Origin of the sequence: Actinomadura sp. NAK00032 (assembly GCF_013364275.1) — a bacterium.
Lineage (GTDB): Bacteria > Actinomycetota > Actinomycetes > Streptosporangiales > Streptosporangiaceae > Spirillospora.
This window is the reverse complement of sequence record NZ_CP054932.1, coordinates 6,535,428-6,550,621: the sequence shown is the minus strand read 5'-3', so window position 1 is coordinate 6,550,621 and position 15,194 is coordinate 6,535,428. Positions and strand designations below refer to the sequence as shown.

The following is a 15,194-nucleotide window of genomic DNA, read 5'->3' as shown; positions in this document are numbered from 1 at the left end:
CCTGTTTCCGTGGTTCGAGTGGTCATGTTGATCAATGTGTAGATCGTAGGAAAACTCTCGATCCCGGCCCGCATGCGGGGCCGCGGTCGGGGCAACGGCGGTTTGTTCCTGGTCGGGGTTATTTGTCCTGGCGGTGACCGCCAGATATTGCCCATGCGCGGGCAGTCGGTTGCGTTGCGTTTGATCAACCCTGGAAAAGCTTTCCGCATGCGCACCTCCCTGAAAGCGATGCGGTCCCGGCTCCTCGCGTTCGGCGCGCTGGCGGCGCTGGCGCTCGTCGGCTACGGCGGGCCCGTGCGGGCGGAGCCGGGGCCCGCCCCCTACCTGGACCCGCACCTGTCCGTCCAGGACCGGGTCGCCGACCTGCTCGACCGGATGAGCCTGGCGGACAAGCTCGGCCAGATGACGCAGCCGGAGCGCAGATACGTCACCCCGGACGAGGTCACCCGGTACCGGATCGGGTCGGTGCTGTCCAGCGGCGGGTCGGCGCCCGAGCCGAACACGCCGGAGAGCTGGGCCGACATGTACGACGGGTTCCAGCGGGCCGCGCTCGCCGCGCCGCTGCGCGTCCCGCTCATGTACGGCGTGGACGCGGTGCACGGGAACAACAACATGGTCGGCGCGACGATCTTCCCGCACAACATCGGGCTCGGCGCGACCCGCGATCCCGCGCTGGTCCGCGCGATCGGCGCCGCGACAGCGGCGGAGATGGCGGGGACGGGCGTCGACTGGGACTTCGCCCCGTGCGTCTGCGTCGCCCGCGACGACCGGTGGGGGCGGACGTACGAGTCGTTCGGCGAGGTGCCCGAGCTGGCGACGATGATGACGACGGTCATCGACGGGCTGCAAGGGGACGAGCTGGGCGGCCCCACGTCGGTGCTGGCGACGGCCAAGCACTACGTGGGGGACGGCGGCACCGAGGGCGGCGACGACCGGGGCGACGTGCGGCTGCCGGAGAAGGAGCTGCGCGCGGTGCACCTGCCGCCGTTCCAGGCGGCGGTGAAGCGCGGCGTCGGCTCGGTGATGATCTCCTACAGCTCGTGGAACGGGCTGAAGATGCACCAGAACAAGTACCTCATCACGGACGTGCTGAAGGGCGAGTTGGGCTTCGGCGGGTTCGTGGTGTCGGACTACAACGGCATCGACGAGATCGACGGCAAGCCCGGCTTCACCAAGGACGAGGTCGCCGCGGCGATCAACGCCGGCATCGACATGGTCATGGTGCCGACCGAGTGGCGCCGCTTCATCGACTACCTGCGGGACGAGGTGAAGAACGGCGACGTCCCGATGGAGCGCATCGACGACGCGAACCGCCGCATCCTGACCAAGAAGTTCGAGCTGGGCCTGTTCGAGCAGCCCATGGCGGACCGGTCATACCTGAAGACGGTCGGCAGCGCCGCGCACCGCGCGCTGGCGCGGCGGGCGGTCGCCGAGTCGCAGGTGCTGCTGAAGAACGACGACGACGTCCTCCCGCTGGACGACGACGACAAGGTGTTCGTCGCGGGCCGCAGCGCGGACGACATCGGCATGCAGTCCGGCGGCTGGACGATCACCTGGCAGGGCAAGCCGGGCCCGATCACCCCGGGCACGACGATCCTGGACGGCATCCGCAAGGCCGCCGACCCGGACGCGACCGTCACCTACAGCAAGGACGGCACCGGCATCGACCCGTCCTACGACGCGGCGATCGCCGTGGTGGGCGAGACACCGTACGCGGAGTACCACGGCGACCGGACGGACGGCCTCGGCCTGGACGACGCCGACCTGAAGACCATCGACCGGCTGCGCGGCGCCGGCGTCCCGGTGATCGTGGTGCTGGTGTCGGGCCGTCCGCTGGACGTCGCCGAGGACCTGCCGAAATGGGACGCGCTGGTCGCGGCGTGGCTGCCGGGCACCGAGGGGCGGGGCGTCGCCGACGTCCTGTACGGCGACGCCGACCCGCGCGGGAAGCTCCCGGTGACGTGGATGCGCGGCGGCGACCAGGAGCCCATCAACCGGGGCGACGGCAAGAAGCCCCTCTTCCCGTTCGGCTACGGCCTGACCTATGGCTAGCCGGGGACTCGATCATCCCCGGTGACCTGGCTATCCTTGGCGCAGCCGCGCGCCGGGCGGTCGCGCGCGCCGATCGCCGTCGAGAGGTGCCGTGTCGCAACATCCGCTGCACGGGGGAGACCCCTCGGTGCTCCGCCGCCTCAACTCGGCCGCGACCCTGCGGGCGCTGCGCGACGGCGGCGAGGCGACGCTGTCGGAGCTGGCGGCACGGGTCGGGCTGTCGCGGCCGACGACCGAGGGCGTGCTGGGCGAGCTGATCCGCCGCGGCCTGGCCGCCGAGGACGCGCCGCGCCCCGGCACCGGGATCGGCCGTCCCGCGCGCCGGTACCGGTTCCGCGCCGAGGCGGGGCACGCGCTCGGCATCGACATCCGCGCGCACCGGGTGCGGCTGCTCGTCGCCGACCTCACCGGCGAGGTCGTCGGCGGCCGCAGCACCGCGCTCGACCCGCGGGCCCCGGCGGGGGAGCGGATCGCGGCGGTGCGCGCCGCGGTCACGGCGTTCCTCGGCGCGGTGCGGGTCGGCCGGCGGTCGCTGTGGGCGGTCGCCGCCGGCACCCCCGGCGTCGTCGCCCCGGACGGGACGGTCACGTCCTGCACGGTGCCGCCGGGCTGGGCGGGCGTCCGGCTGGCCCGCGAGCTGGGCCGCTCCTTCCCCTGCCCCGTCCTCGTGGAGAACGACGCCAACCTCGCCGCGCTGGCCGAGCGGTGGCGCGGCGCCGCCCGCGCCGCCGACGACGTCGTGTGCGTGTACGCCGCGCTGGACGCCGGGGCGGGCGCGCTGATCGGCGGGCGGCTGCACCGGGGCCGCCGCGGCGCCGCCGGGGAGATCGGCATGCTGCCCGAGCTGGGGCTGCGCGACACCGCCGCGGCGCTGGCGGGGGAGCCGTCCCTCGACCGGGCCGTGCGGGTGCTGGACGCGGCGGCGGCCGGCGACGAGGCGGCGCAGGCGCTGGTGAACGCGCTCGCCGCCCGGATGGCCCGGGGCGTCGCGGCGATGGCCCTCGCGCTCGACCCGGAGATGATCGTCGTGGCGGGGCCGCTCGCCGGGGCCTGCGGCCCGCTGGTCGCCGAGCTGCGCCGGCAGGTCCGGCCGCTGTGCCTCGCCCCCGTCCGGGTCGAGGGCTCCCGGCTGGGGGACGAGGCGGTGGGCCTCGGCGCCGTCCGCCTCGCCCTCGACCGCATCGACGAGGACCTCTTCCGCCTCGACCGCCGCGCCGCGACGTAGCCGGAGACGGACGCGCTGCGCGAAAGGGTCCTCGGTCCTGTCGGGGGGAGGTTGTAGGGTCCCGGGTGTACGGGCGAGCGGGGCCGGACGAGACGGGCGGGAGCGTCAGGAGCGGCATGAGCGCACAACCGGTGGACCCCCTCCTCCCGGGCCAGGTCCACCGGGTCCCGCGGACGGTCGCGGGCATCAGGGAGTGGCTGCCCGAAGGACAGCGCGCCGAGTTCCTCGAAGAGGTCCTGGCGGCCAAGGAGGAGGACGAGTACCAGAACGTCATGGACGGCTGGTGGGCCGAGGCGCACTTCGCCCAGATCCCCGACCGGGAGGAGCGCCGCGCCGAGGCGATCGCGGAGATGAGGGCGGGGAAGAAGACCTCGCTGGACGAGCTCCGGGCGCGCTGGCGGCTGCGAAGCGATGCCGCGGAGTGACGGCCGCCAAGGCCGGCTGGACGGTCTTCTGCTCGGAGTCGGTATGTGACGTCATGGAGTCCAAGCCCGCGCTGAGGGAGTTCTTCGTCGAGTTCTTCTGCGACTTCGCTGCGAAGGCCGGGACGGCGGTCGACCTGGGCCTCGCCCCTCCGGGCAGACCGCAGGCCGAGCCGGGCGTCTACAGCCTCCTCGTCGAGAGTTCCGGCATCTTCATCGAGTACGCGGTGATGGCCGACATCAAGGAGTTTCTGATCTCGAAGATGCTCTACAGCTGTTGAGCCGAGCCGAGCCGAGCCGAGCCAGCCGAGCCGAGCCGGGGCAGGGGCCGGCTAGGGCTTCAGTGGTTCGCTGAAGGTCCAGCCCTTGGTGAGCAAGGCGTCGGTCGCCGCGACGGCGGCGGCCAGGCGGTGTTCGTGGGAGCCCGTCACGGTGATGTGCGGCAGGTCTCGTTTCTCGAGTTCTTCCTGGAAGCGGCCCGACATCCACGACCGGATCGTCTCGCCGTCGCGCCAGCCGTCCTGCTCGAACGGGACGCCCTCCGGCGACGTCAGGATCCACAGGTGGTGCGGGACGCGTTCGTGGACGGCCTCCACCTCCGGCGCCCGGGTCCCGAGGTAGCGCTCGTGCCAGACGCAGGTCGCGAACGCGTCGGTGTCGCAGACCAGCAGCGGTGAGCCCGACCGGGCCGCCGCGTCCTCCAGGGCCGCGTGGCGTTCGGCGATCTCGGTGAACTCGGCCGTCTCCCAGGTCAGCTCGTCCAGCCACAGCGCCGGGTCGCCGGCGGCGCGGCGGGCGGCGGCCAGCTTCTCCTCGGTGAACGTCCGGCCGTACTCGGGCACCCACCGGGTCGCGGCCCACACCCCGCCCCGCTCGGCGTAGTGCGCGGCGAGCGCGCGGGCGAGCGTCGTCGTGCCGGTCGACTCGGCGCCGACCACCACGACCCGCCGCGCCAGGTGCGCCCGGACGGGCGGCGACAGGAACTCCCAGTGCGCCGCCGGGTCGGCGCGGACGGCGGTGCCGCTGACCGGGAAGCGGTCGCGCGGCGGGTCGACCGGGACGTGGACGGCGGAGAAGCGCTCCGCCAGCTCGGGCCCGTACGCCTCGGAGCTGAACACCGCGTCGACCGGCGGGACGTGCACGCCGAGCCCGGACCGCATCGCGAGCCCGGCCCGGAACGCGACGACGTGCGCCGACCAGATCTCGTCCGAGCCGTAGTCGATCTCCGCGTCGTCCACCACGGGGAAGACCTCGACGTGCGGCTGCCGGTGCGCCTCGCGCAGCCACGCCGTCCGCAGCGCGAGCGGGACGCTCTCCACGCTGGACGCGGCGACGACCACGCTGACCCGGTCGCACGCCGCCGCCGCGGTGTCGATCAGGTGCCGGTGGCCGGCGTGCGGCGGGTAGAACTTGCCGATCACGAGCCCGTGCGCGTACCTCACGCCGCCGCGACCGCCGGTTCCGCCGCGCGGGCGCGCAGGTCGCGGCGCCAGGCCAGCAGCCCGGACACGCACAATGCCAGGAAGACGACGTACAGCGCGCTGGTGAGCTTGAGGTCCTTGTGGAAGTAGAGCGGGATGTAGACGAGGTCGGCGGTGATCCACAGCCACCACGACTCCAGCAGCTTCCGCGACTGCCCGTAGGTCGCCATGAGCGAGATCGCGGTGGTGAGGGCGTCCCAGAACGGCACGGTCGAGTCGGTCCACGCCGACAGCGCCCAGGTCAGCAGGGCGGTTCCGGCGGCGCCCGCCGCGAGGAGCGCCGCCCACTCGGCCCGCCGGGTGCGCCGCACCGGGAGCGCGTCCCGGCCGTCGCCGCCGTACAGCCACACCCACCACCCGTACAGCTGGAGCGCGACGTAGACGACCTGGAGCCCGGAGTCGGCGTAGAGGCCGCCGTCCAGGAACACCAGCCCGAGCAGGATCACGTTGGCGATGCCGATCGGCCAGTTCAGGATGTTCTGGCGGACGACGAGCCACACGTTCACCGCGCCGGTCGCGAAACCGAGCAGCTCCGCCCACGTGGTGGGGACGGACCCGAGGTGGAACGCGGGCTCCAGCAGCGGACCCAGCGGAACGTGCACCGACATGCCCGCAATGATCACATATCGCGGGGCGGCGACGCAGGTCAGGCAGGGCTCAGCAGGACGAGCGGCTCCGTGGTCGGGCGCGCGGAGCCGCCGGCGGGCTCGACGGTGACGCCGAGCCTGTCGGAGGGCCGCCACGTCCCGGCGACGACCGGACCCTTGCGGTCGGCGGGCAGCAGGCCCGCCGAGCGCGGGCCCGCCGGGTCGATCAGCCACAGCTGGTACGCCTTCGACGGCGGCAGCGCCCGCAGCCCGGACGCCGAGACGACCACCCGTCCCCGCAGCGCGGACGCGACGATCGTGACCGTCCCGCCCCCGGCGGCGCGGCCCGTCGCCGCGCGCGCGTCCGGCGCGGACAGTACCGACGCGACCTCCCGGTACGCGGCCTCCGTCCGCTCCACCCGGTGCCGCTCGCGGATCACCGCGCCCACGGACGCGGCCGTCACCAGGCAGGCGGCGGCCGCCAGCCCGGCGACGGCCGCGCGCCGCCACCGCCGCGCCGTGCGCGGGGCGGCGGCCCGGCCCGGCGGGGCGGGCGGGAGCTGCCGGACGTCCCGGACCGCCGCCAGCACCCGGCCGCGCAGCGCCGCCGGGGGAGCCTCGGCCGCGGCCATGGCGAGCCGGGCCGTGGTCTCCCGGAACTCGCGCAGCTCGGTCGCGCACGCCTCGCAGCCGGCGAGGTGCGCCTCGAACAGCCGCCGCTCCGCCGCGTCGTCGATCGCGTCGAGCGCGTACGCGCCGGCGAGGGCGTGCGGATCGTCGCTCATCCCGCCACCCCCAGGCAGTCGCGCAGCCGGATGATGCCGTCGCGCATCCGCGTCCGCACCGTGTTGGGCGGCGCCCCGACCAGGGCGGCGACCTCGCGGTAGCTGTGCCCGCCGTAGTAGGCCAGCGTCACCGACTCGCGCTGCAGCCGCGTCAGCGTCCGCAGGCAGCGCCGCACCCGCTCGTGCTCCAGCCGCGTCTCGACCCGCTCGACCACCGGGTCGGCCGGCCCGGCGCCCGTTCCCGCGCGGGCCGCCCGCGCCTCGCGCTCGCCCGCGGCCTGCTCGCGCCGCACCCGGTCCACGGCCCGGCGGTGCGCGATCGTCGCGATCCACGCCATGGCGCCGCCGCGCGCGGGGTCGTAGCGGGCCGCGGACCGCCACACCTCGATCATCGCCTCCTGCGCCACCTCCTCCGCCATCGCCGGGTCGCGGACGACCCGCCGCGCCAGCCCGAACACCACCGGCGCCGCCACCTCGTACAGCAGCTCGAACGCGCGCTCGTCACCGCGCGCAACCCGGCCGAGCAGCACGTCCGCGTCGTGCGCGGGCACCGTGCCGCCGCCCGGCGGTCCCGTCTCCGCCGGCATGCCGCGCTCCCCTCGGTGGCCCGTCCGTCCGGCGCCGCGGACCGGGCGCCGCCTCGGACCGGACGTCATGGGACGAGTCCGCGCAGCGTCAGCCCCAGCCCGAGGAGGACGACCGCCGCGGACGTCCCTACCGGCATCATTCCGGTCGGAAGCCGCGGCCGCATGGCCGGAATGCGCCGCAGCAGCGCGCGTCCGGAGCCGGCGACGAGGACGCCCACCCCCGCGAGCGCGGCGGCGAGGCCGAGACCGTAGGCGAGGACGAGCACGACCCCGAACCACGCCCGCCCGATCGCCGCGCCGCCGACCAGCACCACCACGGCGGACGGGCTCGGCACCATGCCGCCCGCCAGCCCCATGAGCACGACCCCGCCCCGCCGCGAGTGCCCGTGCCCATGGTGATGGTGGTGGTGATGGGGATGCCGGCGGTTGCGGAGGGCGCGGCGCAGCAGCACGATTCCCGCCGCCGTCACGAGCACGCCGCCCGCCGCGCCGAGCCAGGAGAACAGCGCGTCCGGCGCGAGGACCGTCCCGGTCGTCACGAGCACGCCGAGCGCCAGCACCCCGGCGGTATGGGTGAGGGCGACCGTGAGGCCGAGCGCGAGGACGTCCCGCGCCCGCCGCCGCCCGTCCCCGATCGCGTGCGCCGCCATGATCGTCTTCCCGTGGCCGGGCGCGAGCGCGTGCAGCGCGCCGAGCAGCAGCGCGATCAGGAAGGCGAGCGCGGCGAACCCGGGCGTGAGGTCGCGCCGGGCGACCAGGGACGTGAACCGCTGGGTGAGCCCGTCCGCGCCGCGCGGCAGCAGCCGCTCCGGGCCGCCGCCGGACGCGGGGGCGGCGAGCGGCGGCCCGCCCGGCCGGACGGCGAGCGCCGCCGACCGCCGGTCCAGCGGCGAGGCGAGCCGGTCGGCGGGGTAGGCGGTGAGGCGGCGGCTGGCGGACGCCCCCGGCACGTCGGACGCGGTCAGCGTCATCCGGTCGCCCCGCGCGGTGATCTCCCGCCAGCCGGTCCGGCCGTCCGCCCCGCCGTCCCGGAAGGTGATCGCCCCGGCCCCGGCGGGCGCGGTGACGCGGCATTCGAGGCGCAGCGTCGGCAACCCGGCCTGCCCGCGCGGCGCGGTCGCGGACGCCGCCGCCACGGACGCGGGCACGGCGCGGCCGTCCACCGTGATCCGCATGGACGACGCGGCCCGCCGGCAGGCCCCCGCCGCCCAGGCGGACAGCTCGGCGGCGGACGGGCGGCCGTCGCCGTCGGCGTCCACCTCCGGCATGGCCTGCGCGGCGGGGATCTCCGCGAGGTCCTCGACGTGGTCGACGCGCAGCTCGTGCGGGGCCGCGACGAGCCCGTCGTAGCGGTTGACGGAGAAGTCGCCCAGCGGGTGCGCCGCCAGCAGCCCGGCGGCGAGCACGGCGGCGATCACGGCGCGCCTCCCAGGTCGTCCAACGCGGCCCCGGCCCGCGGCGCCCACAGCGGGGAGAACCGCGGGTTGAGGCGCAGCGCCGCGGCCAGGTCGCGCCGCGCGGCCGTGCGCTTCCCGGCCGCCTTCTCGATCACGCCGAGGTGGAAACGGAACATCGCGCCGCGGTATCCCGTCGCGGTCGCCTGCCGGGCGTAGCGCAGCGCCTCGGCGTCACGTCCGTTGACGTGCAGGGCCCAGGCCAGCGCGTCCGCCGCGTGCACGCTGCACTGCCGCACGCCGGGCCCCGGGCAGCGCCGCTCGTACTCGGCACGCGCCGCCCGGAGCGCCGTCTTCGGATCGCCGTGGTCGGCCGCCGCCAGTGCGGTCTCCAGATCGGCGGCGACGCCGTTCGCCTTGGCGATCCGCGTCCACGCCGCCGCGACCGCGTACTGGCGCTCGGCCTCGTCGCGCCGTCCCGCCGACTCCAGCAGCTCGCCGTACTCGGTCAGGTGGCGCGGCAGCGGCAGCCGCCGGACGGTCTCGGCCCGGTCGGCGAGCGCGCCCGCGACGTCGCCCCGCGCGGCCCGGACGCGGGCGCGCCCGTCCAGGGCGGGCAGGTGGCCGGGCGACACGCGCAGCGCCTCGGCGTACTCGCGGCCCGCCCGCCCGAGGTCGCCGTCGTTCCAGGCCAGCTCGCCGAGCTGCGCCGCGATGTAGGCGAGGTCGCCGCGCTCGGTCGCCGACGCGCGCGCCAGCTCCAGCACGCGCCGCGCCTCCCGCACCTCACCGCGCAGCTCCCGCACGTACGCCAGCCGCGTGAACACCGGGACGCCGGGACGGACGGAGTCGGCGCGCCGGGCGGCGGCCAGGGCCTGGTCGTAGCGGCCCAGCTCGACCAGCGCGTCCACCCGGACGGCGGCCGCCCGCTGCCCGTACGGGTTCGCCGCGAGCGCCCGGTCCGCGTGCCGCAGCGCGCCGTGGAAGTCGTGGCGGGCCGCCGCCAGCGCGCCCAGCCCGGCGAGCGCGCCGTCGTTTCCGGGCGCCTCCCGCAGGGAGCGCCGCAGCACGTCGTCCGCCTTCGGGTAGTAGGCCGGGTCGCCGGTCACCCTGGCCTGCTCGACGTACGCGACGCCCAGCGCGGCCCAGCCCGACGCGTCGCGCGGCTGCTCCCGGAGCCGCGCCTGCAACCCGGCGATGCCGGAGCCCGGGGCCCCGGCCGGCCGGGCGGAGGCGGCGGGCGCCCCGGACGGGCGGCCGAGCACGACCGCCGATCCGAGCGTCAGCGCGGCGACCAGCCCGGCGGCCGAGACCCCGGCGATGAGGGGGCGCATCAGTTCCCGTGCCGTCCCGTCGCGGGACGGCGGCGCCGCCACCACAGCAGCCCGCCGGCCAGCGCGAACCCGCCGGCGGCCGACAGCGCCGCGACCGGCAGCGCGGACAGCGGCCCGCCGTCGCCGTCCGGCGCGTCCTCGACCGCGCCGGCGTTGAGGAGGTTCACCTGCTCGCCGTCCTTCGTCGCGGACGCGCCGGACGCCCGCGCGCCCGGCTTGGCGGCGCCGCGCACGTCCGAGCCCGAATGCGGCTGCGCGACGTACGGGAACGCCTTGCCGAACCCGACGTCGTTGGCGTTGACGGCGTCGCCCAGGTCGTTCTTCGTGCCGAGCAGCTCGCCCTCGACGGCCTGGAGCTCGATGTCGACGACGTCGTCGGTGAGCCGGCGGCCGTTCGGGAAGCCCGCCTTGTCGCCGCCGAGCACGCCGAGCCGGTCCGGCTTCGCGACCGGCCTGATGGCGGTGTTGAGCCGCAGCAGCTCGGCCGGCCGGACCCGCGCCGGCTTGTTCAGCCCCGGCACGCCGGTCAGGAACGCCTGGACGAGGTCCTGGCGCGGCCCGGGCGGCGCCGGGATCTTGTAGATCTTCTCGATCAGCTTCGGCAGCTCCGGATCGGTGACGAACCCGGCGAACCGCGCGTCCTGCCACGGCGTGGACGCGTTGAACGCGTCCTTCTTGCCGCGCGGGATGACGACCTCGTTCACCAGCGGGCTCCCGAGCCGCGACACCTGCGCGTACTCCCCGGACGCCGTGAGCCGCGACACCGTCGAGTTCACCCCGATCACGGGGTCGTTCCCCTTGACCAGGTGCCGCGTCGGCACCTGCACGGCGATGGTGTTCACGTTGTATCCCCGCAGGGTGTCGTTCCCGACCTCCTTGAGGTTCGCCCCGTAGAGGAGGTCGAAGACGCGCAGGTCGAGGAAGAACGAGTCGTCGGCCTGCCCGGCGAACGTCGTCACCCCGTTCCCCGCCGCCCTGACCGCCTGCGCCCGCAGGCCCGCGTAGTCCGGCATGGACGCCTTGCCCACGTTGGACGGCGCGACCGGCGCGTGCCCGGCGATGTCCCGGACGCTGTGCACGTTGCCGTCCACGCGCCGGATCAGCGTCAGGTCGTAGGTCTGGGTGAAGTTGAGGTCCGGGTCGTCGAGGCTGGTCACCGGCCCGGTGTTGTAGAGGAACGTGTTCGCGTTCTTCAGCCGGTCGTGGAACCGGAACCGGTAGGTGAGGTCGGGCAGCGAGTCGCCGTCGTTGTCGATGTTCAGGTCGTAGCGGGCGTCGCGCGCGAACTTGAAGAAGTTCGGTCCGCCGGCCGGGTCCTGGAACGGGAGGAAGTTGGCGATCAGCGTCGTCGTGTCCGGCCTGTCCGGGCTGACGAACGCGTACACGTCGGTGTTGTCGTACTGCGGCTGCCCGGAGATGAGCGGCGCCTCGCGGTGGCTGGACGCGGTGCCCGGCCTCGGTGCGAGCCCGGCGGACGCGCTCGCCAGCAGCAGGCCCCCGGCGGCTGCCAGCGCGGCCGCCCGCGCCCTGGACGTCTGGAGTGTCGGCATCGTGAACCCCTGCCCGGCCCCGGATGCCCGCCGCGGCGGCGCCGGTCCGTCGGCGCTGGGCTAGGTGTGCCGCGACGCCGGATCGACCGGTCTCTTCGCCATGCCCGCCCCTCCTTCGCGCGCCGCCCCCGGCGTGATCGGTCCCGCGCGCGGGCTGGCCGGATGCGGCCACCGCCGAACCGCGAAGGGCCTCCCGCCGACCGGCGGGAGGCCCTTCAACGGCGTGCCGCGCGCTACGCGACGATCAGCAGCGGGTTCTGCAGGAGTTCGGCCAGGCGGGCGAGGAACTGCGCGGCCGTCGCGCCGTCGGTGGCCCGGTGGTCGACCGAGAGCGTCACCGCCAGGCGCTTGCCGGGCACGACCTCGCCGTCCCGGACGACGGGCTCGTCCCGCACGGCGCCGACCGCGAGGATCGCCGCCTCCGGCGGGTTGATCACCGCGGAGAACGAGCTGACGCCGAACATGCCGAGGTTGCTGACGCTGAACGTGCCGCCGCTCATCTCGTCGAGCTTGAGCTTGCCCTCGCGGGCCCTGCCGGCCAGCTCGCGGCTCTCCGCGCCGATCTGGGAGACGCTCTTGCGGTCGGCGTCCTTGACGACCGGGACGACGAGGCCGTCCTCCACGGCGACGGCGATGCCGACGTGGATCCGCTTGTGGAAGAGCAGGTTCTCCTCGGTGTAGGAGACGTTCACCGCCGGGTGCTCGCGCAGCGCGGTCGCGACCGCCTTCACGATCAGGTCGTTCACGCTGACCTTGGCCGGGGCGAGCGCCTCGTTCAGGGTCTTGCGGAACGCCAGCAGCGCCTCGGCGTCCACCTCGCGGTTGAGGTAGAAGTGCGGGGCGTCGCGCTTGCTCTCGGTCAGCCGCTTGGCCGCGACCTTGCGGAAGCGGTTCAGCGGGACGGCCTCGACGTCCTCGTCCGCCGCGCGCGCCTGGGGGGCGGGCGCCGGCGCCGGGGCGGCGGGAGCGGCGGGCGCGGCGGCGGCCGGGGCCTCGGCCGTGCCCCCGGCGCGGATCGCGGCCTCGATGTCGGCGCGGACGATGCGCCCGCCCGGACCCGACCCCGACAGCGTCGCGAGGTCGATGCCGTGGTCGCGGGCCAGCCGGCGCGCCAGCGGCGACGACGGCGGGCGCGTCCCCGCCGAGCGCTCCGGCGCCCGCGCGGGCGCGGCGGCCGGGGCCGGCGCGGCGGGTGCCGGCTCCGGCTCGGCCTCGGGCGCGGCGGCCTCGGGCTTCGGCTCGGGCTCCGGTTTCGCCTCCGGCTCAGCCGGCTTGGCGCCCCCCGCCGGGGCGATCCGGGCGATCGGCGCGCCGATCGCGGCGGTCTCGCCGTCGGGGACCAGGATCTCCTCCAGCACGCCGGCCTCGTAGGCCTCGTACTCCATGACCGCCTTGTCGGTCTCGATGTCGACGAGGACGTCGCCGACCGCGACCTCGTCTCCCGGCTGCTTCTGCCAGGAGCTGATGACGCCCTCCTCCATGGTGTCGGAGAGGCGGGGCATGAGGATCTCGGTCATGAAACGTTCTCCAGAACCGGGCGGCCGGTCGCGCGGAGCGTGTCGCGGACGGCGGTGAGCAGGGACTCGGCGGACGGCAGCGCCGCCGACTCCAGGGACTTGGCGTAGGGGAGGGGCACCTCGGCCATCGCGACGCGGCGGACCGGGGCGTCCAGCCAGTCGAACGCGCCCTCCTGGATGGTCGCGGCGATCTCCGCGCCGATGCCGTAGGTGAGCCAGTCGTCCTCGGCGACGACCGCGCAGCCGGTCTTGCGGACGGAGTCGACGATGGTCTGCCGGTCGAGCGGGCGCAGGCTGCGCAGGTCGACGACCTCCGCGGACACGCCCTCGGCGGCGAGCTTCTCGGCGACCTCGCCGGCCACCCGCGCCATCCGCGAGTAGCCGATGAGCGTGATGTCGGTGCCCTCCCGGGTGACGCCGGCGCGGCCGATCTCGGCCGGCTCGACGTCCTCGATCGCGTCGGGGATCTCGCCCTTGGTGTTGTAGAGGGCGAGGTTCTCCAGGAACAGCACCGGGTCGTCGTCGCGGATCGCGGCCTTCAGCATCGCCGACGCCTCGGCGGGCGTGGACGGCGCGACGACCTTCAGCCCGGGGATGAACGAGTAGAACAGCTCGACGTTCTGCGAGTGGGTGGCGCCGAGCTGCTGCCCGCCGCCGCCCGGCGTGCGGATCACCATCGGGACGCTGGTCTGCCCGCCGAACATGCCGTAGATCTTCGCGGCGTGGTTGACGATCTGGTCCAGCGCCAGCAGCGAGAAGTTGATCGTCATGATCTCCACGACGGGGCGCAGGCCGAGCATCGCGGCGCCGATCGCGGCGCCGACGAAGCCCTCCTCGGCGATCGGGGTGTCGCGGACCCGCTTCGGCCCGAACTCCTTCAGCAGCCCTTCGGTGATCTTGTAGGAGCCCTCGAAGAGCCCGATCTCCTCGCCCATCAGCAGGACGTTGTCGTCCCGCAGCATCTCGGCGCGGAGGGTGTCCCGGAGGGCCTGGCGGTAGGTCACGGTTGCCATGGGGGTGCCTCTCAGGAACGGAATACGGGGTCGGCGGGGAACCGGCGGAGGTCGCCCGGGACCGGGGTGGCGTAGGTGTAGTCGAACAGCGTGGAGATGTCGGGAGCGGGGCTCTCGTCGGCGAACGCGGCGGCCTCGTCGATCTCGGCGGTGACCTCGGCGTCGAGGCGGTCGCGGTCGTCGTGGGAGAGGATCCCGGCCTCCTCCAGGTCCAGCGCCATCTTGGCCAGGGGGTCGGCGGCCTTCAGGGCCTCCTTCTCCTCCTTGGTCCGGTAGCGGGCCGGGTCGACGACCGAGTGGCCCTTGAGCCGGGGGCTGAGGGCCTCCAGCAGGTAGGGCCTGCTCTCGGCGCGGGCGCGCTCGACGGCGGTCCGCGCGGCGTCGCGCACCGCGACGACGTCGGCGCCGTCCACCCGGGCGCTCTCCATCCGGTAGGCCGCGCCGCGCTTGTAGAGCTCGGGCTCGGCTGAGGAGTTCTCCACGGTGGTGCCCATACCCAGGCCGTTGTTGATCACAACGAAGACGATGGGGAGGTCCCACAGGCCGGCGATGTTCAGCGACTCGTGGAACGCGCCGATCGCGGCCGTCCCGTCGCCCATCTGGCACATGACGACCTCGTCGCCGCCCTTGTAGGAGACGGCGAGCGCGGCGCCCGTCGCGAGCGGCAGCTGGCCGCCGACGATGCCGTACCCGCCGAGCAGCCGGGTCTCGACGTCGAACAGGTGCATCGACCCGCCCCAGCCCTTGGACACGCCGGTGGAGCGCCCGTACAGCTCGGCCATGACGCGGTCGGCCCCGATGCCCTTGGCGATCGCGTAGCCGTGCTCGCGGTAGTTGGTGAACAGGTAGTCGGTGGGGCGCAGCGCGGCCATCAGCCCGACGACCGTCGCCTCCTCGCCGAGGTTCAGATGGCAGTACCCGCCGATCTTCGCCTCGGTGTAGGCGCGGGCGGCGCGCTCCTCGAACCGCCTGATCAGCAGCATCTGCCGGTAGTAGCCGACGAGCGTCTCGGCGTCCTCCACCGGGACGGATCCGTTCGGCGGCGGCGCGGCGGACTTCGGCCCGGCGGCCTTGGCGCCGCGCGTGCTCCGGCCCCGCGCCGGAGCGGCCTTGGCGGTCTCAGCCATCGGCGACCTTCCTCTATCCGGGGTAGCGCCGTAGGATCGCCACGACACTCCCGATCATCATTGATCTATGATCGATCATATTCCACGCGGTCAGGATTCGCCTACCCCATCACGAGGTAC

General features: G+C 74.9%; 14 protein-coding genes. 4 read left to right on the top strand and 10 right to left on the bottom strand.

The genetic code is table 11. The annotated features are described in order from the left end of the window. Positions 1–207 precede the first annotated feature (207 nt). From HUT06_RS29910 to HUT06_RS29895, 4 genes are all read left to right on the top strand, one after another. Entirely contained in the window at positions 208–2,052 is a 1,845-nt protein-coding gene (locus tag HUT06_RS29910; protein ID WP_254715458.1) for a glycoside hydrolase family 3 protein, read from the top strand. A 91-nt stretch (positions 2,053–2,143) separates the two neighbouring features. Beyond that, entirely contained in the window at positions 2,144–3,277 is a 1,134-nt protein-coding gene (locus HUT06_RS29905) for an ROK family transcriptional regulator (RefSeq protein WP_217711519.1), read from the top strand. 116 nt (positions 3,278–3,393) lie between these two features. Further along, complete coding sequence (locus HUT06_RS29900) at positions 3,394–3,702, top strand: hypothetical protein (RefSeq protein ID WP_176198763.1); 309 nt, start codon at positions 3,394–3,396, stop codon at positions 3,700–3,702. Then, positions 3,699–3,980, top strand: coding sequence for a hypothetical protein (locus HUT06_RS29895; protein WP_176198762.1), 282 nt, complete (start codon positions 3,699–3,701; stop codon positions 3,978–3,980). The genes HUT06_RS29900 and HUT06_RS29895 overlap by 4 nt, the downstream gene beginning before the upstream one ends. Before the next feature lie 51 nt (positions 3,981–4,031). Here HUT06_RS29895 and HUT06_RS29890 read toward each other — a convergent pair whose 3' ends face one another. The 10 genes from HUT06_RS29890 to pdhA form a co-directional block, all read right to left on the bottom strand. After that, the gene (locus HUT06_RS29890) at positions 4,032–5,141 is read right to left on the bottom strand and encodes an AAA family ATPase (RefSeq protein WP_176198761.1); all 1,110 of its coding nucleotides are present in this window, start codon (positions 5,139–5,141) and stop codon (positions 4,032–4,034) included. Then, entirely contained in the window at positions 5,138–5,788 is a 651-nt protein-coding gene (gene pnuC / locus HUT06_RS29885) for a nicotinamide riboside transporter PnuC (RefSeq protein WP_176198760.1), read from the bottom strand. The genes HUT06_RS29890 and pnuC overlap by 4 nt, the downstream gene beginning before the upstream one ends. A 38-nt stretch (positions 5,789–5,826) precedes the next feature. Then, complete coding sequence (locus HUT06_RS29880; RefSeq protein WP_176198759.1) at positions 5,827–6,552, bottom strand: anti-sigma factor; 726 nt, start codon at positions 6,550–6,552, stop codon at positions 5,827–5,829. Then, positions 6,549–7,139 carry an ECF RNA polymerase sigma factor SigK gene (sigK, locus tag HUT06_RS29875; protein ID WP_217711518.1) on the bottom strand — a complete coding sequence of 197 codons (591 nt, stop codon included), beginning with the start codon at positions 7,137–7,139 and terminating at the stop codon, positions 6,549–6,551. Before sigK ends, HUT06_RS29880 begins: the two co-directional genes overlap by 4 nt. A gap of 65 nt (positions 7,140–7,204) precedes the next feature. After that, complete coding sequence (locus HUT06_RS29870) at positions 7,205–8,557, bottom strand: nickel transporter (RefSeq protein ID WP_176198757.1); 1,353 nt, start codon at positions 8,555–8,557, stop codon at positions 7,205–7,207. Next, on the bottom strand, positions 8,554–9,867 hold the full coding sequence (locus tag HUT06_RS29865; protein WP_176198756.1) for a lipopolysaccharide assembly protein LapB: 1,314 nt from the start codon (positions 9,865–9,867) through the stop codon (positions 8,554–8,556). The genes HUT06_RS29870 and HUT06_RS29865 overlap by 4 nt, the downstream gene beginning before the upstream one ends. Then, on the bottom strand, positions 9,867–11,417 hold the full coding sequence (locus HUT06_RS29860; protein WP_176198755.1) for a DUF4331 domain-containing protein: 1,551 nt from the start codon (positions 11,415–11,417) through the stop codon (positions 9,867–9,869). Before HUT06_RS29860 ends, HUT06_RS29865 begins: the two co-directional genes overlap by 1 nt. Positions 11,418–11,650: 233 nt before the next feature. Continuing rightward, positions 11,651–12,934: a dihydrolipoamide acetyltransferase family protein gene (locus HUT06_RS29855; protein WP_176198754.1), complete on the bottom strand. Its 1,284-nt coding sequence runs from the start codon at positions 12,932–12,934 to the stop codon at positions 11,651–11,653. Beyond that, on the bottom strand, positions 12,931–13,947 hold the full coding sequence (locus HUT06_RS29850; protein WP_176198753.1) for an alpha-ketoacid dehydrogenase subunit beta: 1,017 nt from the start codon (positions 13,945–13,947) through the stop codon (positions 12,931–12,933). The genes HUT06_RS29855 and HUT06_RS29850 overlap by 4 nt, the downstream gene beginning before the upstream one ends. An 11-nt stretch (positions 13,948–13,958) precedes the next feature. Next, the gene (gene pdhA / locus HUT06_RS29845; protein WP_176198752.1) at positions 13,959–15,074 is read right to left on the bottom strand and encodes a pyruvate dehydrogenase (acetyl-transferring) E1 component subunit alpha; all 1,116 of its coding nucleotides are present in this window, start codon (positions 15,072–15,074) and stop codon (positions 13,959–13,961) included. Positions 15,075–15,194: the final 120 nt, after the last annotated feature.